General features: G+C 63.2%; 19 protein-coding genes and 2 pseudogenes. 10 read left to right on the plus strand and 11 right to left on the minus strand.

Translation table 11 applies throughout. The features are described from left to right. Positions 1–9 precede the first annotated feature (9 nt). From BF95_RS18545 to BF95_RS18555, 3 genes and pseudogenes are all read right to left on the minus strand, one after another. The gene (locus BF95_RS18545; protein WP_043153338.1) at positions 10–429 is read right to left on the minus strand and encodes a response regulator transcription factor; all 420 of its coding nucleotides are present in this window, start codon (positions 427–429) and stop codon (positions 10–12) included. A gap of 85 nt (positions 430–514) precedes the next feature. Beyond that, positions 515–1,138 carry a response regulator transcription factor gene (locus tag BF95_RS18550; protein ID WP_043153341.1) on the minus strand — a complete coding sequence of 208 codons (624 nt, stop codon included), beginning with the start codon at positions 1,136–1,138 and terminating at the stop codon, positions 515–517. Next, positions 1,128–2,601, minus strand: a pseudogene (locus BF95_RS18555) (PAS domain-containing sensor histidine kinase). Before BF95_RS18555 ends, BF95_RS18550 begins: the two are co-directional and overlap by 11 nt. Here BF95_RS18555 and BF95_RS29560 point away from each other — a divergent pair. After that, a complete protein-coding gene (locus tag BF95_RS29560; protein ID WP_235209859.1) occupies positions 2,482–2,772 on the plus strand; it encodes a hypothetical protein in 291 nt (96 codons plus the stop codon). The pseudogene BF95_RS18555 and the gene BF95_RS29560 sit on opposite strands and share 120 nt — an antisense overlap. A 989-nt stretch (positions 2,773–3,761) precedes the next feature. On the opposite strand, the gene BF95_RS18560 is transcribed toward BF95_RS29560, so the two are convergent. From BF95_RS18560 to BF95_RS18580, 5 genes are read right to left on the minus strand one after another with little or no spacing between them, the layout of a single operon-like run. Continuing rightward, a complete protein-coding gene (locus BF95_RS18560) occupies positions 3,762–4,202 on the minus strand; it encodes a baeRF12 domain-containing protein (protein ID WP_051520110.1) in 441 nt (146 codons plus the stop codon). 10 nt (positions 4,203–4,212) lie between these two features. Then, the gene (locus BF95_RS18565) at positions 4,213–4,938 is read right to left on the minus strand and encodes a phosphoribosyltransferase (protein WP_051520111.1); all 726 of its coding nucleotides are present in this window, start codon (positions 4,936–4,938) and stop codon (positions 4,213–4,215) included. A gap of 2 nt (positions 4,939–4,940) precedes the next feature. Next, positions 4,941–5,594 carry a dienelactone hydrolase family protein gene (locus BF95_RS18570; protein ID WP_043153344.1) on the minus strand — a complete coding sequence of 218 codons (654 nt, stop codon included), beginning with the start codon at positions 5,592–5,594 and terminating at the stop codon, positions 4,941–4,943. Positions 5,595–5,596: 2 nt separating this feature from the next. Continuing rightward, the gene (locus BF95_RS18575) at positions 5,597–6,934 is read right to left on the minus strand and encodes an erythromycin esterase family protein (protein ID WP_051520112.1); all 1,338 of its coding nucleotides are present in this window, start codon (positions 6,932–6,934) and stop codon (positions 5,597–5,599) included. A 30-nt stretch (positions 6,935–6,964) separates the two neighbouring features. Then, positions 6,965–7,768: a universal stress protein gene (locus BF95_RS18580; RefSeq protein WP_043153384.1), complete on the minus strand. Its 804-nt coding sequence runs from the start codon at positions 7,766–7,768 to the stop codon at positions 6,965–6,967. Between the two features lie 210 nt (positions 7,769–7,978). On the opposite strand from BF95_RS18580, the gene BF95_RS27520 reads away from it, so the two are divergent. Further along, complete coding sequence (locus BF95_RS27520; RefSeq protein WP_152542814.1) at positions 7,979–8,197, plus strand: hypothetical protein; 219 nt, start codon at positions 7,979–7,981, stop codon at positions 8,195–8,197. A 465-nt stretch (positions 8,198–8,662) separates the two neighbouring features. Here the strand turns inward: BF95_RS27520 and BF95_RS18590 are convergent, their stop codons facing one another. Then, positions 8,663–9,316 (minus strand): BON domain-containing protein, encoded by a 654-nt coding sequence (locus tag BF95_RS18590; RefSeq protein WP_043153350.1) that lies wholly within the window; start codon positions 9,314–9,316, stop codon positions 8,663–8,665. 362 nt (positions 9,317–9,678) lie between these two features. Between BF95_RS18590 and BF95_RS18595 the strand changes: the two genes are divergently transcribed. The 4 genes and pseudogenes from BF95_RS18595 to BF95_RS30775 form a co-directional block, all read left to right on the plus strand. Then, entirely contained in the window at positions 9,679–9,927 is a 249-nt protein-coding gene (locus BF95_RS18595; protein ID WP_152542816.1) for a hypothetical protein, read from the plus strand. 56 nt (positions 9,928–9,983) lie between these two features. Beyond that, positions 9,984–10,496, plus strand: coding sequence for an Hsp20/alpha crystallin family protein (locus BF95_RS18600; protein WP_043153356.1), 513 nt, complete (start codon positions 9,984–9,986; stop codon positions 10,494–10,496). 4 nt (positions 10,497–10,500) lie between these two features. Continuing rightward, complete coding sequence (locus tag BF95_RS29565) at positions 10,501–10,920, plus strand: hypothetical protein (protein WP_235209857.1); 420 nt, start codon at positions 10,501–10,503, stop codon at positions 10,918–10,920. Between the two features lie 581 nt (positions 10,921–11,501). Beyond that, positions 11,502–11,861, plus strand: a pseudogene (locus BF95_RS30775) (AAA family ATPase); the annotation flags it as partial. Here BF95_RS30775 and BF95_RS29575 read toward each other — a convergent pair. Together BF95_RS29575 and BF95_RS18615 are read right to left on the minus strand one after the other, a co-directional pair. Continuing rightward, positions 11,759–11,983 (minus strand): hypothetical protein, encoded by a 225-nt coding sequence (locus tag BF95_RS29575; protein ID WP_043153362.1) that lies wholly within the window; start codon positions 11,981–11,983, stop codon positions 11,759–11,761. The pseudogene BF95_RS30775 and the gene BF95_RS29575 overlap by 103 nt on opposite strands. Positions 11,984–12,110: 127 nt before the next feature. After that, positions 12,111–13,076: a L,D-transpeptidase gene (locus BF95_RS18615; RefSeq protein WP_235209858.1), complete on the minus strand. Its 966-nt coding sequence runs from the start codon at positions 13,074–13,076 to the stop codon at positions 12,111–12,113. A 295-nt stretch (positions 13,077–13,371) separates the two neighbouring features. Between BF95_RS18615 and BF95_RS27525 the strand changes: the two genes are divergently transcribed. From BF95_RS27525 to BF95_RS18630, 4 genes are all read left to right on the plus strand, one after another. After that, positions 13,372–13,878 carry a hypothetical protein gene (locus BF95_RS27525; RefSeq protein WP_152542818.1) on the plus strand — a complete coding sequence of 169 codons (507 nt, stop codon included), beginning with the start codon at positions 13,372–13,374 and terminating at the stop codon, positions 13,876–13,878. After that, positions 13,833–14,183 carry a universal stress protein gene (locus tag BF95_RS25725; RefSeq protein ID WP_152542820.1) on the plus strand — a complete coding sequence of 117 codons (351 nt, stop codon included), beginning with the start codon at positions 13,833–13,835 and terminating at the stop codon, positions 14,181–14,183. Before BF95_RS27525 ends, BF95_RS25725 begins: the two co-directional genes overlap by 46 nt. A gap of 424 nt (positions 14,184–14,607) precedes the next feature. Then, positions 14,608–15,651: a universal stress protein gene (locus BF95_RS25730; RefSeq protein WP_081764213.1), complete on the plus strand. Its 1,044-nt coding sequence runs from the start codon at positions 14,608–14,610 to the stop codon at positions 15,649–15,651. 2 nt (positions 15,652–15,653) lie between these two features. After that, positions 15,654–17,354: a hypothetical protein gene (locus BF95_RS18630; protein WP_051520115.1), complete on the plus strand. Its 1,701-nt coding sequence runs from the start codon at positions 15,654–15,656 to the stop codon at positions 17,352–17,354. The last annotated feature ends 293 nt before the right edge of the window (positions 17,355–17,647 follow it).

The following is a 17,647-nucleotide window of genomic DNA, read 5'->3' on the forward strand; positions in this document are numbered from 1 at the left end:
CTTCGCCGCTCACGAAGATGGGGCAGGGGAGGCGCGGGGCGGGGCCGTCAATCGCGCGACAGCGTCAGCGAGCGCATGCTCGCGCAACGGTTTCTCGATGACGATGCTGAAGCCCTCCTTCATCGCCCGCTCGACAAGATCTGGCGAGCCATAGGCGGTGACGAGGATCGCCGGTCGTTGCCATCCCCGTGCACGGAGGGAACGCAAGACCGCAAGGCCATCCATCTCGGGCATGCGATAGTCGGCGACCAGGCAAACCGCCTCGTCCACAAGCGGATCGGCGATCAATGCTGCGCTTGATGCATAGGAGCGGATGTCATAGCCTTGGGCGTGAAGGAGAAGTTGGAGAGAGCGCCGCACGCCGGGCTCGTCCTCCACCAGTAGAATCTTCGGGCGCTCCATCGGGAGAGCTGCAATATTGCCATTCATGATCGTCTCGCATTGACCGGCTCATGATATTTGGCCGGATGCGAGGAATCGCAGCAAAACCGCAGCAAGTCGCTACGTAGAGGTCCTATGACCCGTCGTTCCCAAGATTGGCGGCGAAGGCGATGCGCAGCGCGTCGGACAGGCTACGGACCCCCAGCTTCGTCATCAGATTGGCGCGATGGACCTCCACGGTTCGGGGCGATATGCCGAGGTCATAGGCGATCGTCTTGTTGGGCAGACCTTCGGCCAGACCCTTGAGCACATCCTGCTCGCGCCCGGTCAGTGCCGAGATCATCACGGCAGCGTCGGCCGCCCGTACTGCACGCTTCCCAGTGTCGTCGAGCCGTTCGAAAGCGATACCAATAGCATCCAGCAACACCGCCTTTTCGAAGGGTTTTTCGATGAACTCGACCGCGCCTGCCTTCATGGCGCGCACCGCGATCGAGATATCGCCATGGCCAGTGAGGATGATGACAGGCATCGCCACGCCACGTTCGAGAAGCGCTTGCTGCACCTCAAGACCGTCCATCTCGGGCATACGCACGTCAAGCAGGATGCAGCCGGGCTCCGCGTGGCGCACCTCGCGAAGAAAGGCGACGCCCGAAGCATAGGTTGCGACCGAAAACCCGGAGGTCTTGAGCATGAATCCAGCTGATCGCCGGATCGCATCCTCATCATCCACGATATGGATCATACGTCTATCCGTCATTGGCATTCTCCGGCTCGGCTTCGACGAGCGTAAAGTGAAATTGGGACCCGCCGCCGGGTCGTGCCTCCAGCCATATCCGACCGCCGTTCGCTTCGACGATGGTGCGGCAGATCGAGAGCCCCAGACCCATACCCTCGCTTTTCGTGCTTACAAAGGCGGTGAAAAGCTGTTCCGCAACGTCCGGGGACACGCCTGGGCCGGAATCGGCCACAGTCACTCGAACGAAGCCTGCTTTCTCACGGCGGGAGGTGATCCACAGATGCCGTTCGGATGATGCCGCCATCGCCTCTACCGCATTACGAAGGAGATTGATCAGCACCTGCTGGATCTGCACCTTGTCGAGGAGCACTTTCGAAGCGTCGGGAGCGAGATCGAACTGGGCATCGACGCCCTTCTCCCGAGCGCCCATCAGCCCGAGCGCCGCCGCCTCGCCGATGAGGGTGGGAAGGTTCTCGACGGTCTTCTCAACCTCCCCGCGCGCGACGAAGTCGCGCAGCCGCCGTACGATCTGTCCTGCGCGCAGGGCCTCTCGAACCGAATCATCCAGGGCTTCGCGGATCATCGGCAGATCCTCGGGATTGGCTTCGGTGAGCAGGTCGCGCACCGCCTCCACATAATTGGCGACGGCGGTGATCGGCTGGTTGAGCTCGTGGGCGAGCGTCGAGGCCATCGTTCCCATGGCGCTCACCCGGGCGACATGAATCAGCTTGGACTGCAGTTCGTCGAGGCGCTCCTGGGTCTCCTGCCGCTCGGTCAGATCCCGGATGAAGCCGGTGAAGACACGCTGGGTCTCGCCGATGCTTCGCCCACCGACAATTCCATCGGGAAGGTCGAGCCGTCACGCCGCGCGCCGATGACGACGCGCCCGATCCCGATGATCCTTCGCTCGCCGGTTGAGAGATAGCGTTCGAGATAGCCGTCATGGCGTTCACGATCGGGCGATGGCATGAGCAGGCTCACGTTCGATCCGCGAATCTCAGCCTCTGAAAAACCAAACAGCCGTTCGGCTGCGGCGCTGAACGAGAGGATGATGCCGTGTTCGTCGATTACGATCATCGCATCGGGGACCGTCGAGAGGATCGAGCGGAGATGGCTGGCGCTGGCTTTGTGCGCACTCTCGGCGGCGCGCTCCCCCGTTGCATCGCGGACCACCTTGCCGAAGCCGCGCAAGGCTCCGCTTTCATCACGCAGCGCAGTGATCGAAACATGCGCGAGGAACTCGGAACCATCCTTCCTGAGCCGCCAGTCTTCCTCCTCGAATTTGCCCTCGTCGCGCGCGCGTTTGAGGTCGGCTTCGGGCTTGCCGGCCTGGACGCGTCCGCCGGGTAGAAGATCGAGCAATATTGGCCGACGACCTCTTGCTCTCTCCAGCCCTTCAGCCGCTCGGCGCCGTCGTTCCAGATCGTGACGCGGCCTTCGGGATCGAGCATGTAGATTGCATAACCCTGTGCTCCGTCGATCAGCAGGTTAAGTTCGTCGGCGATCTCCGAGAGCTGGTTCTGGCGTCTCCTGTCCCAGGCTGCACGCCGTCGTCGCAAGGACGCGTTGCGAGCGTCGAGCAGGGCGATGCCAGCGGCCACCAGCAGCGAAAGCAGCAGATCGAAGGGTTCAAGACCAGGCAATGGGCGCAATAGGGCAAACAAGGCCCCGACCAGAATAGCGAGAATAGCCGCGCCCGTTGCGGCGCCCGTTCCACCCAGCGCGGCTGCAACGATGATCGAAAGGATGAGCAGCAAATAGGGGCTGTGGTTGACGCCCCCCGCGCGGAGAGCAAGATCGGCGGGTACGGCGAGGAGAACGGCCACGATGCCAATCGCATAGCCCCAGCGGGCCTGCCGAGTTGAGCTATCCTGCGCGTCACTTTCCATATGGAATCCCGTCTGGCTTTGGTCCATCCTCTCTGGTTGCACCTTGATTATATTCCGAGCGTCGGAACTCGTCAGTTGGCTACATCAGAAAATGCTACTCGATAGAACAGAAGGACTTTTTTGGAATGAGATCGTAGCCCGTCTTCGCAACTCCACTGCCGTCCTTCTAAAATAGCCTCGAATCGGCCCAAGACCCTCGCAGGTTCCGTCTCACTTTGAGACCTTTATCTGGCAACCTTGCCTTGGAAAAGCATCAAAACATCCGCGATGCCAGGCATCGTTCGGGTTCGCAGCCGAGTGCAATCCTGCCAACAGTGGGCGCCAACGCATCGGTCGATGCGTGAGCAAGCCAAGAGGCATCGCGGGTCATGAGGCATACGTCATTGGCCGTCCCGTGCCTGCCGCGCGTCCCGCCAGTCGGGACGGTTGATCGCGCGCAAACATAGGAAAACGCGCCCGGCGTATTTCCCGAAGGTTTTGTATTCCGCAGGCCGCCCGACCGAAGCCGAGAACCCATGTTTGCCGCGCGATGCGGACCCCTCTTCACGATCAAGATCGGACGGGCGAGGAAAGGCTATGCCGATCGCCCCTGCTTGTCCACAAGATACGACCGTGTTGTTTCCCGAATGACTGTCCGTCCGCGGAACCGATATTGGCAACGAAGATGATCGCCGGCGCATCGTTAAAACCTTCCGTATCAAGCCGCTGCATCGACCCTGGACGCTGTGGCCGCCATAAGGTCTGGTGGCAGCCTTTCAGATCTGATGCGATCGGAGCAGTTTCAGGATGTCGGTGGCGTCACGCTGGGCGAAGTCCTTGGCAATTTCCGCCAGAATATGACCCTGCATTGTCGGGTCGAGGTCGCTGCGAAGCACGCCCAGCATGCGCGGCGGCGCGATAAGGATCAGCGGCCTGTCCTGCCTGCCCAGCGATGCCACCGCCTGCAACGCCTCCTGTCCGAAACGGTCTTCCCGGCGCTGGTGATAGTCGGCATCGGCATAGGCGCTGCGCGTCGGCACCGCGCTGCCGAAGCTGCGCCCCGGAGCGTCCGTGGCCATCGCGCGGCTCGGCGGATTCTTCATCGCCTGCTCGTGCAGAAGCTCCAGTTCGGGCGCGGCGTCGGTGCCGCGATTGCGAAGCACCTGCACGTGGCCGCCATCGACAACCAGAATCGTCGTATCGTGGGGAATAAGCATCGTCTCTTCCTTATCCTGGGGCCGGACCCCGTGCGCCTCGCATGGCGGTCGGACGCCCGGGCGAGCCGTGCGAGTGACCGAAAGGTGTCGCCTCTCGAACCAGCCGGACCACCTCCTCGTCCGTCGTCTGATCGAACACGGCATAGTGTGTGCCAACGGCGTAGAAAGGATCGGGCTGTGCCAGACAGACGATGTCATCGCACTCTGGCGAAATCTCGGCGATGCTGTCGCTAGGCGCGACCGGTATGCCAAGGACAAGGCGTGCCGGCCGATTCTTGCGCAGTCCTTTGAGGGCAGCCTTCACCGTGCCCCCGGTCGCGATCCCATCGTCGATCACGATGACCGTGCGGCCCGTCACCTCCACCGGGACGCGACCGCCGACATAGGATGAGCGCCGTCGCTCGATTTCCGCGAGCTGCCGCCGCATCTCGGCCCTGATATAGTCGGGGCTGGGCGCCAGCTGGCGGACGATGTCCTCGTTGAGCACGAGCTGCGGTTCGGCACCATCGACCACCGCGCCGATGCCCAACTCCTCATAGCCCGGCGCGCCGATCTTGCGGACGAACAGTAGGTCCAGTTCCGCATCAAGCGCCTTGGCCACCTCGAACGCGACCGGCACGCCGCCGCGGGGCAGCGCCAGCACCAGTGGATGCGCCCCCGCCAAGGGGGCGAGCACGATCGCCAGTCTCCGGCCGGCCTCGCGCCTATCGTGAAACTCAGGTTTATGGCTGGCCATGGTCAAGCCTCCTGGAAATGTTGCCGGAACCATCGCGCGGCGTGGTCGATCACTGCGTCGAGCGTGCCTGGCTCTTCGAACAGGTGCGTCGCTCCCGGTACGATCAGCAGCTCGTTCTCGGCATGAAGATGGCGTTGCGCGATCCGGTTCAGCTCGATCACCGGCAGGTCCCGGCTGCCCACGATCAGCAGCGTTGGCGCGCGGACATGCGCGAGCGCGGCCGAACCCGCCAGATCCGGCCGGCCACCGCGCGAGACAATGGCGGCAATGCGTGCGTCGGGGCCGGACGCGGCCAGCAGAGCCGCGCCCGCGCCCGTGCTCGCGCCGAAATAGCCCACCGGCAGCGCCGCCATTCCTGGCAGCAATCTCACCCACCCGGTGGCGGCCTTCAGCCGGGACGCCAATAACGGAATGTCGAACACATTGACGCGGTCCTGCTCCTCGGCCGGAGTCAGCAGATCAATCAGCAATGTCGCAAGCCCCGCGTCGCGTAAGCCTTGCGCGACATGAGTGTTACGCGGGCTGAGCCGTCCGCTGCCGCTGCCATGGGCGAAGATGACGATCCCCTTGGCAGCGACGGGCACGCCCAGCAGCCCCTTGAGCCCATCGGGCTGAACGGTGACGGGAACCGGATCGTGGGCGGCGAGGGCGATCATCGTCACAGTCCGAAGGGCCAGGTTTCGGGCGCGCCATGGGGATGCTCATGTCCCAGCGGGGTCACCGCGGTCGTTTGCTCAAACCAGACCCAGGCATCGAACTGCTCAGCCAGGACCGCCTCGAAATAATGGCTGAGGCGCTCGGTTTCCGGGCGGTACACGACGCCTATGGCGCGCTCGAGCAGGGGCTCGCGCAGCAGCCCGGCGAGATTGGGCTTCCTCCGCCAATCGGTCAGCGTCCGCGCCAGTCCCGTGGACCGAAACGCATGCTCGTAGCTGTCGGCACGTGCCGGCCGCACGGTCTTGATCTGCATGTCGGCGCCCCAGTCGCTGGCGGCGGCGACCGTGCCGGTATCGGTGCCAAAGCCGATCGACACCGCTTCCTCGCCATAGGCCATGCGGCAGAGCTCACCGATGTTGAATTCGCCCTGCCAGCCCATCGCGGTCGCGGCGGCGTTGCCGACATGGCTGTTATGCGCCCAGACGACAGCCTTGGCACCATCGCCGCGATGGGCGAGCAGCGCCTGCAACGTTTCGAACATATGCCGGTCACGCAGGTTCCAGCTCTCGGTCGAGCTGCGGTACATGGCACGGTAATAGCGCTCGGCAGCGCGCACGATACGCGCGTTTTGTACCGCGTCGAACCAGGCTTCGCCGTCTCCGTGCAAATATTCGAGCCGATGGGTCAGAAGTTCATGAAGCTGTGCGACCGCGCGATCCTCGCAACTCGGACGGCCGCCATGAACCACGGCGCGGCCATAATGCGCCGGTTCATCCTGCCATGGTGTCAGGCACCCATAGCGCCGGCGCGCATTCCCGGCGGCCTCGGGATCGACCGTGTCGAGATAGGCGAGCACTGCGTGGATCGACTCGCTGAGGCTGTAGACATCCAGACCATGGAATGACGCGCGGCAATCTTCGTCAAGCGATGCATTATGCCCCCGCATCCAGTCGGCAAATTCCAGCACCTCGACATTGCGCCACATCCAGGTCGGAAAGCGCACGAAGCTGTCGCCGCGTCGGGGGCGCGGTGCTTGATGCCGGACATAATCGTCGATCTGCGCGGCGTCCGGCCAGTCGGCTTCGACTGCCACGACGGTAAATCCGTGACGCTCGACCAGGCGGCGGGTGATTGCTGCTCGCGCACGATAGAATTCGGACGTACCGTGGGTTGCCTCGCCCAACAGGACGATCCGCGCATCGCCGAAGCGATCGAAGAAGCTGCCGAACTCGTCGATCCGCTCGGGCGACGGCAGCGGTTCGGCGTGGCGGCGCAGCGCTTCGATCAGCGCCGCCGGTGCCTCCCGGCCGATACGGTCGTGTAGCGCTGCGTTCGGCATGCGGATCTCCTTGTCAGGTCTGGCCCACTGTCAATGCCCAAGAAGGAGCGGCACCGGACTCTCGGCGAGCATCCGCCGGGTCACGCCGCCGATCAGCCGCTCGCGCAGGCGTGAATGGCCATAGGCGCCGATAATGCAGTAGGCTGGTTGCCGGTCCCGACAGGCGGTGAGAAGCGCATCCGCCACCGTCCATTCCAGCGGAACATCACGGTCGATGCGGGCATGGATGCCATGGCGTGAGAGATAGGCGGCGGCCTCTTCCGCAGGCGGTCCATCGGTCTTGCCGATCTCCACGATCGTCACGCCTTTCGTGAGGGCGAGGAGCGGCGTGACCGCGCGAAGCGTCTCGGCGACAGCGGGAGCACCGTTCCAGGCGACCAGCGCCTGTCCATTGGCATCGAGGCTGCGGAACTGTTGTGGAACCGCGAGGATTGGCTTTCCGGCGCGCATAACGACGTCGGAAACGATCGCCCGCATGTCGGGAGGCTCATGATCGGCGAACATAGTGTTGAGCACGATGATGTCGGCGAGCTCCGCCTCGGCTTCCAGCAGACCGGCAATGTCGCCGGTCGCGTCAGCCCAGTCCCATGCGATGTCCTCGACTGAAAGGCGCGCCTCGATCCGGTCGCGATTAACCGCTTCCCGGTTGCGCGCGTCGGCGAGCAGGGCGACTTCGGCATCGGCCATCATATAGTCTGCGCCGACCAGGATTGGCGCCTGGACAATGTCGAGGCATGTGAGATGCCCGTTGGTCGCGCGGACAAGATCGAGCGCGGCCTGGAAGCGAGCCTCTTCACCGGCGTCATCGTGAATCAACAGCAGAACATTCTTCATATGAATCTCCAGCGCATGCCCGCCATCGAGGCGGAGTCGTAGCCGAACAATGGCGGTCACGTTCGCGACAATCATTACGTGAGGATACGGAGGAAGAGTTCGCGGTGCGCCACTGCGTAGACTTCCGGATGCCGAACAGGTCGTTCGCTGCGTACGACTCCGACGTTCTCCGGCCAGACCCCGGACAAAGATTAAACCCAGGAGTCCCTGATGAACCGGTCCATCCAAACACGCCGAAACCTGCCCGACGGCACCAACCGTTTGCGGATTGGTATAATCATGCTGTGCGGCGTGGTTGCGAGCCAGATCATGGTGTCGATGGCGACTGGGGCTGACCCCCTACCTCGTTTGTCGGCGGTCTTCAGCACACGGCAAGACCATCCCCAAATCGATGCGCGGGCATCCACGATCATGGCGCATTCCCGGTAATAGAACTCCCAGACCGAATAGCCAGTCAGCGGCTCTAATCGCTGTCGAAATTTCGGCGCGTGATGCCCAGGGAGCTTCTCGCTTGATTGTCCGCGGTCCTCGTGGCGCGCGCTCGGAGTGGCTACTTCTGGCCTGTGGATCTTGGCCAGTTCCACGCCGGTTTTGTTCATACCGTCTGAGGAGAGCCGTTGGTATCGATAGCCACGCGAGCGTCCTCGACGGCGGGCACCTCAAAGTCTAGCCCACATGCGTCGATCGCCGGTAGGCGACATAGAAATCGAATGCCAACCCACAGATAATGTAACCGGGTCGATGTGCTCGCCGGCCGGGCTTCCTGCATAAAATGCGAAGAGGAAGGATCGCCAGGAACGGACAGGCGCGGACTTCACGTTCATCTTGAGCGATTATCGAAGCTGGCCGCCGGGATATCCCGACGGCCGTCTGCTCGTGTGCTCGCTGCGAAGGTCAGAAAGCGACGATGATATTGTCGTCGACCGTGGTGACGCCGGGAGCGGCCCAAGCCGCACGCTCGGCGATCTGGCGCTCGTTCCACGCCTTGACCTTGCCGCCCAGCGTGACCTTGCCGCCATCGGTGAACACCGTCACCGATGCCGCATCGAGATCGGCATTGCGCTTGAACGCCGCCATGATCCGGTCCTTGATATCGCCCGACGTCGGCAGCTTGCGCACCTCGATCAGATTGCCGACGCCGACGACGCCGTTGACCTTGCCGACGACCTTCCGGGCCTCGTCGCTCTGGTAGTGCCAGTCGACCGTGCCGCTCAGCGTCACCCAGCCATGCTCGACCTTCACCGCGATCTTGTCGTCGGGGATCGAGACGTTCCAGGAGAACATGTCGAGGATGCGCTTGGCGATTTCATGATCGGCCGTCTTCGGATCGGAGGCGAAGCGCACCTTGATCTCCTCGGCGAGCGCCTTCACGCCAGCTACGCGCCGTGCCGCCTTTTCCGCCGCCAGCTTCTCGGCATAGCTCTTCACGAAACCCGACAGCGTCACCACGCCGTCGGTCACCGCCACCCCGATATCCGCATGATCGACGCTCGGCTCCCACTCCAGCTCCGCCATCACGTCACGCTGCAATTGACTGTCGCTCTTCATCTCAGCTCTCCTTGGCTCGTAAAATAACCGTCCCAGGTGGGTCGCAGCTCATCGACGGCCATAAGCCGGGGACCATCGGCAAGTTCATCGCAGGGTCGCCAATGGATTGACCGCGCATCGGGGAATCCCTGCAACGTCCCTTGTCTGTTGCCTGGCGCTGCCACAGAATCCGTATTGTCCCGGAGGGACCAGGGTATGCCATCATCCCTGCAGGCCGGGGCTCGACTCCTTGGCCAAGCGACAAATTTCAGCCGAGTGCGGCCGCAGGACGGCGCCCGAAGACGATCGGCTAGGTAAACTCCCCAATATAGGCGCCGATGGACCGCCTTTATCCTCAACAAGACTCGGCGAAGGAGGTCATCATGAGTGACAAGAGCACCATCCGGGCGAGCTGGCCGTCCGGTGGTCCCGACGCAGCAGCGGCGATGCTTGCCGCCCAACGCCTGTGGCAGTTGCCGCTGACGCTCTACACGAGTTGGTGGAATGCGGGCGTGGAGACACTTTGGCCACATATGCCGCATCCGCACCATCGCGCCCATCACGACGAGCATGACCAGCTCGTGGTTCCCGAACCGATCGAGGCTGAAGGCGAACATGCCCTGTTCGCCTGACGAAAGGTCTTTCCCTCGTCACGGGATCGACCATCTTTAACCTTAGGAGAAGCAAGATGAACGGTGTGACCAATGTTCCAGTGACCAAAACGCGTCCGGCGTCATCGTTGCGCGATCTCGCAACCCAGATCAGCGAGCCGGTCGGCTGGCTGCGATCGGAGATCGACCGCCTGTTCGACGATTTCGGCAGCTCCGGCCGCAGCCTTTTCCACTTCGCTCCGCGCGGCGCCTTGGCAATCGTGCCGGCGCTCGAGCTGGTCGATGACGAGAAGGCCTATCGTCTTACCGCGGAGCTTCCCGGGCTCGATGAAAAGGATGTGGAGATCAACGTCGCCGATGGCGTGCTCAGCATCTCGGGCGAAAAGAAGGAAGAGGAAGAGCGCAAGGAGAAGGGCTTCCTGCTCAACGAGCGCCGCTATGGTTCCTTCCGGCGCCAGATTTCGCTTCCCGCCGATGTCGATGCCGAAGGTATCAAGGCGCAGTTCAAGGACGGAGTCCTGACAGTGACGCTGGCCAAGGACGAGAATGCGGCGGCACGCACGCGCAAGATCGCGATCGAGAAGGCCTGAGCCAATGGCGACGACATCGCCTGGCCCCGGCACGCCGGACGACCAAGCCGATGTCGTCGCCTTCCTCGACCAGGGTCACGCCTTCGAGCGAACGCGCCCCACGCGCATCGATACCCACTGCGCAAGTATTTTCCTTGTCGGCGACCGCGCCTGGAAGCTCAAGCGCGCGGTCCGGTTCGGCTATCTTGATTTCTCGACCTTCGACAAGCGCCATGCCGCGCTCGAGGCGGAGCTTCGCCTCAACCGCCGAACCGCGCCCGATCTATATCTCGCGCTTCATCCGATCACGCGGGAAGCCGGCGGTCGACTGGCGATCGACGCGCCGGTGACGTGGTCGACTGGCTGCTCGAGATGCGACGCTTCCCCGATGATGCGCTGCTCATCCATATCGCCGATCACGGCCAGCTCGATGAGCGCCTGCTGATGCGGCTGGCGGACCACATAGGCGCTTTTCACTCGGCAGCGGAGGCTGATCGGGCTCACGCGGGTGCGATATCGTTCCGCCGCGTCGTAGACGGCAATATTGCCAGCATGGGGGCCTTTCCCGATATCCTCGACCCGGACAAGGCGAAGCATCTCGGCGACAGCCTGCTCCAGATGACCGATGATATGGCACCGCTGCTCGATGCCCGAGCGCGGGAAGGCCGGGTTAGACATGGTCATGGCGATCTCCATCTCGCCAACATCGCCCTGATCGACGGCGAGCCGACCTTGTTCGACTGCCTGGAATTCAGCGTCGAACTGGCCACGATCGATGTCCTCTACGATCTCGCCTTTCTCCTGATGGATCTCTGGCATCGCAACCTCCGCACCGAGGCGAACATCGTCTTCAACCGCTATCTCGATCTGTCGCCGGCGGATGAGAGCGGGATCGGGCTGCTGCCCTTGTTCCTGTCGGTTCGCGCCGCGATCCGCGCGCATGTGCTGGCAGCGCAGAGCCTGCGTGCTCCTGAAGACAGGGCGCTCGCGCAGAATGCGCGATCCTATCTCGAACTTGCGCTCGCCATGCTGGTGCCCGCTCCCCCGCGGCTGGTAGCGATCGGCGGACTCTCGGGAACCGGCAAGTCCAGTCTCGCACGTCGGCTCGGCGGCGCGATCGGACGCGCGCCCGGTGCCAGGATCCTTCGGAACGATGTACTGCGCAAGCGCCTCGCGGGGCTGTCTCCCGAGGCAAGGCTTCCCCGCGGCAGCTATTCGGCGCAGGCCGCCGCCCGGGTCTATGAGACAACTGACAGGATGGCCGCATCGGCGCTTGCGCTCGGTCAATCCGTCGTGGCCGATGCGGTGTTCGCGCAGCGTGTCGAGCGCGAGAGGATCGAGGCGGTCGGGCGGCAGTCGGGTGTTCCCTTCGATGGTCTCTGGTTAGAAGCGGCGGCAACCGCGCGGCTCAGCCGGGTCGGGACGCGCGGCGCGACGCGTCGGATGCCGATGTTGCAGTCGCGCAGGCCCAATCCCAGCTGGAAATCGGCGATCTCGGCTCGTGGCATAGGGTCCATGCGGACGGATCGCTGGACGAGGTGGCTGCGGTGGCGTCCGCCAAACTGGGTCTCTGCTGACGGAAACGCCTCACCTCATGCCGGTAGGCATGTTGGCCGCAGCCTTTGTCCGCGCCCGCTATTCGTCTTCGCCGGTTATAACTGTGAGCCGCCGGCCGGTTTCACTCCTTGCGAGACTGTCGTTGGTAACCAGCACCGTTGCGCCCTCGGTCAGGATCGCTGCGACGGAACGCCGGAACTCCTCGGCGACGCGCAATCGGTTCCGATCCTCGGATGGCGCCGTCTGCTGCGCCGGCGATGCCTCGCCGGACAACGGGATGTGCAGCCAGTGAAACCCGGTTTCATCGATAGCGCGCAGCGTATAAGCCGTCGTTCGGTCGACGGCGGTGTCGGGTGCTATGGGTGCGGATCCGATCTGGCGGCCGTTGCGGAGCACGATCATTCGTCGATCCGCGGTGCTGATCACGATGGATACAGATCCCGAGGGTGACAGTTCGGGACGCCATGTGAACGGCCCGGAAGGTGGAGCGTCGTCGATGTCGGAGGCGGTCGGCCGCATGGGATCGGGTACCGGCGCGACACGCGGCACTGCCGCCTCTTTCGTGATGACGACGGTCAAGCCGAGGCGGGTGACGCCATAGAGAAGCCTGGCGAAGCCCAGCGGCAGGCGGATGCAGCCATGCGACGCGGGATAGCCAGGTAGATTGCCGCCGTGCAGAGCTACGCCGCCCCAAGTCAGGCGCTGCATATAGGGCATCGGCGCATCGTCGTAGAGGTTGGACTTGTGGTCGACATGCTTTTGCAGGATCGTGAACAGCCCCGTTGGTGTCTCATGTCCGGGCTTTCCAGTCGAGACCGTGGAGACGCCGATCGGCACGCCGTTTCGGTAGGTGACGGCCCGCTGGTTGGCGAGGCTGATGATGATCAGCACGGGGCCGGCGGGAGCAATATCAGGCGCCCAGATATATTCCCCCGGCTTTAGCCGCTCGACCGTCTCAAGGACCGAACTCGTATCCAGCGTCGGTTGCTGCGCGGACAGCGGCACGGACAGCATGCCAAGGAGCAATGCCGACATCATGGCCATCCCTATGCTGCGACCCAAACGCGTCGAGGTTCGCGAAATCGGATATATCGCCAAGCTCAAACACGGCATGGTTCGCGTAGCTGAGGCGTATGTGCCGGCCGAACGCATCGCATTTGATCCTCGATAATCTGTCATGTCGATCCTGCGGACAACGATCCGTATCTGGACCCGTCGCACGCGAGAATGATGTGATCGGCACCGTCCCGGGATTGGTATTATCCCCTAGTTATCCGCGCCGCCCTAACCTCTAGCGTGCGATTTCAAACGGGATCGTAGCGAAAACGAGGAGGGCGTGGTGAAATCGATACTTCTGCATATCCATGACGATCACGGACAGACGGAGCGGCTTGCCGTGGCGCTGGACCTTGCGCGCGCCCACCAGTCACATATCACCTGCGTCCAGGTCACTCCGTTCAACAGCTATGTCGTCGGCGACCCCTTCGGCGGCCTTTATGCCTCTTCGCAACTGCTTGAGGCCCTTCAGGCGCGCGACGATGAGGAGCGAGAACGCATCGAGCAGCGACTGAAAAGCGAGGATATCTCCTGGGATTGGGAGCATGCCGATGGAAATGCCGCCGATGCGCTGGTGAGCCGCGGGCGCCTGGCCGACGTCCTGATCTTGAGCCGCCAGTACAAGGGGCAGGATGACACGCCGGAGCCTCTGCCGATCGTCGCCGACGTGGCCATTCACGCGCGCGCGCGGTGCTGGTCGTGCCCCCGGGCACGACCAGCTTCAACGCCAGCGGGCCGGTCGTCATGGCCTGGAACGGATCGATCGAAGCCGCGCACAGCCTGCGTCTGACGCTTTCCTTCCTGCGGGTGGCGAGCGAAGTCCACATCGTCAACATCTCAAGCGATAACAACGATTTTCCACCGATGGACGCGAGCCGATATCTCGCCCGGCATGGCATAGGTTCTCAGTTGCACGAATGGCCCCAAGAGGGGTGCACGATCGCGCAGACGCTTTTGGACGCAGCGGGAGAACTGGCGGCATCTTCTCTCGTTATGGGAGCCTACGGGCACTCTCGGCTGCGTGAGACGGTGCTCGGCGGGGTGACCCGCGACCTCCTGTCCGACACGTCCGTTCCGTTGCTGCTGGCGCATTAGCCGCTCCGTGAGAATATCCGGTGGCGCCCAAGCACAGCAGGCGCTCCGCACATGATCCAATTCTATTGACGGGATGCTGAGCGGACGTGTGCGGCATACGAACTGAGAATCGGATTTTCGGCAGCATTGTTGACCCGCGATCCGGGAAAGCCGCTTGCGCGGATTGAGCCGTTGGCCGTCCTTGGGTCCTTCGATCAGGAGTGGCAGTTGGACAGATTGCTTTCACGCCTCATCGGGACTGGCGAGTCGTGCTGTTCGAGGCGGACGGCACGCGCCATGACTCCGTAGATACACTTATTTCGAGTCTCTTCCGGATCGGTCACCGTGGCCGCCATCAGAAATTGCGGCGTCGCAACAAGCTTCGGGCTTGTCCTCGAACGCCTGGCGCTGGGCGTGGTGGCGCTGTGTTAGGGCGCACGGAAAAATGCCGCGCAAGACAACAGGAGGCCGGAATATGTCGACATCGAACGCACTCTTCCCAGTCCGCGCCGACACGCAAGCGGGGACCTGTCACGTCGTCGCGTGCCTGGATCGATCCGAGCACGCGGCCGGCGTCGTTTCGCATGCATTTGCGATCGCCCAGGCGCTCGAGGTTCCGGTAACGCTGCTGCAGGTGCTGGAAGGCCAGCCGGCAAAGGAGATGCGGCCTGACCCGATCGAATGGGATCTTCGCCGGCACGAGGCGAGACGCACTCTGGGGAAACTGGCAGCCGCTCCCGAGCCCTCGACTACCATCGCCGAGATCAAACTTGCAGAAGGCGCGACTGCCGAGGAAATCTGCAGATTCACCTGCGGACAGCCCGATTGCCTTCTCGTGCTTGGCACCCAGGGCGAGAATGGCGCAAGCCAGAAAGGCATTGGCGGCACGGCCCACAATGTTCTCGATCGGGCGCCCGGTTCGATCCTGCTGGTCCCGATCGCGGCCTCCGCCGCGCCGGCGCCGAGCTATCGGCGCATCCTTGTGCCCGTGGATGGATCGACCTGGGCCGAAAGCGTCATCCCGCTTGCGGCGCGGCTTGCGAAATCGGCGCAAGCGGAACTGATCCTCGCGCACGTCGTCCCGACGCCGGAACTCACTGAAACCAGGCCCCTCGAGCCTCGCGATCTCGAACTCCAACGGCATGTTGTCGAACGAAATGAAGCGACGGCGCGCGCCTATCTCGACCATGTTCGGACATATGTGGCGGCCATGGGGCTGACAGTTCGGGCGATCTCGATGCGCAGCGAGGATGTTCGCGCTGCTCTGGCCGGGTTGATCCGCGCCGAAGCGGCCGACCTCGTCGTGCTGTCGGCGCGCGGCCATGGCGGCCGCCATCACATGGATGTTCCCTATGGCAGCGTCGCCGCCTACCTCATGACCCATTCGCCCGTGCCGATGCTGATCGTTCGTCCATCCGTGACTGCAGTGGAGCCGATGGTGCTGACGAATGTCCAGAATGCGCGCCTCCCGGCCGTAGGTCCGGTCTGAGAATGGCGGATGTCGAGGATGCGGACCCGATAGTCGCCGCTGCGCACGAGCTTGCGCGCCGTCACCGTCTTGTGGGCTTGGCCCGCAGAGCGGCACCGCTGACAACCTGGTCGCAGTTGCCGGCATTGCGTGCATGGCTGAGTATGGCCCGGATCGCCGCTGGCGCCGCGGAGCCGCAAAGCAGCTCGGCGGCCGAATGGCTGCTCGACAACGATTATCACGTTCAACGCGCAATCCTTCAGATCAAGGAGGATATGCCGGCCCCGTTCTACCGGCGCCTGCCCGGCCTCGCGGGTGAAGCGGCGAAGGGCCTGCCTCGCATCTATGCCCTGGCCCATGGGCTGCTCCACGCGTCGCATCTGCAGATATCTCTCAATACCGCGATTCCGTTCATCGAACGCTATCAGGATGAAGAGCCTCTGAGCATTGCCGAGCTCTGGGCATTTCCGGCCATGCTTCGCCTGGCCTGCCTCGAGCTTCTGGTAACAGGCTTCGGACGCATATTCCCGGATGTGGCGCCGCCGTTCGAGGTGGGGCCCGATGCCGCCAAATCCGCCGCAGCGGACGACACCGAATGCGTCTCGCGCGCGATCGCAAACCTCGCGGTGATCTCGACGATCCAGTGGAAGGACTTTTTCGACCGGACAAGCCGCGTCGAGGCGATCCTGCGGCTCGACCCTGCCGAGGTCTATCCGCACATGGATTTCGACACGCGCGACCGTTACCGGCACGCTATCGAGCAGTTGTCGGACCATGGCGGCCTGCCAGAGTTGGATGTCGCCGAACGCCTGCTCGTTCAATGCCGGGCCAATGACGATGTGCCGGCCGATCATGTTGGCTACTGGCTGGTCGGCGACGGCCGGCCGGCGTTCGAGGATGCGATCGACGTGCGGCCGTTGGCGCTGGAATCGATCGGCCGCAGGCTCCTGCGTTATCCCGCCGCGCTTTATACGGCGGCGCTGTTCCTGGCCGGATTCGTCAGCTTTGTCGTTCCGGCACTCTACCTTGCGCTGGTCGAGGCGACCGCAATTGGGTGGCTGCTGGGCATCGCGCTCACCACGCTGCCGGCTACCATCCTGAGCGTCACGTTCGTCAACTGGGTCGCGACACTGCTCGTGTCGCCACGGGTGCTCCCAAAGCTCGATTTCGAGAAGGGGATCGCCGACGATTGCCGGACAGCGGTCGTGATGCCGGTGCTTGTCGCGCATCCGGCGGACGTGGCGGCGCTCCTCCAGCGGCTGGAAGGCCACTATCTCGGCAATCCCGATCCAGGGCTGCAGTTCGTTCTGTTGAGCGACCATGCCGATGCCGACAGCGACAGCCATCCTGGTGATGCGGATGTCGAGGCCGCGCTGGAAAATGGCGTGAAGCGCCTCAACGACACCTATGGCAGCGCGGGCAGCGGCCCCTTCCATATGCTGCACCGGCCGCGTCTCTATAATCCCGCCCAGTCGGTCTGGATGGGATGGGAACGCAAGCGCGGAAAGCTGGAGCAATTCAACGGCTATATCCTGCGCGGCGACCTCAGCCCTTTTTCACGCACCGCCGGCCGCATCGAAGCACTTCGCGAGGTTCGGTTCGTCGTGACCGCGGACGCCGATACCCGCCTGCCGACGGGCGTAGTCAATCGGATGGTGGCGACGCTCGCCCATCCGCTCAACAAGGCTTCTGTGGTTGCCGCCCGTGATGCAAGAAGTTTCTGATCCGAAGAGCGAGTGATCGAGTGCGGTCTTCTGTCAGGCCTTTGGTTGCGGCGTTTCAGAAGCCGCTGGCCGGTATGGTGATCTGCGGTTCGAGTCCAAATCTCGTTTTCGAGCTGGGATGCTCACGCCTCGTAACTGGTTTTCCCGAACCAGATCTGTTCGCTCATTTCGCCCATTCGGGTCGTCGCCTTCTCACACCCCCATCATCCGACGTTAGGTAAGCTTGTTGGCATGCCGATCATGCAACTGCTGCCTGCGCCGGAATTCTGTATTCATTACCATTTTTTATCAGG

The sequence above is a fragment of the Sphingobium sp. Ant17 genome, from assembly GCF_000588875.1.
In the GTDB taxonomy this organism is placed as follows: Bacteria; Pseudomonadota; Alphaproteobacteria; order Sphingomonadales; family Sphingomonadaceae; genus Sphingobium.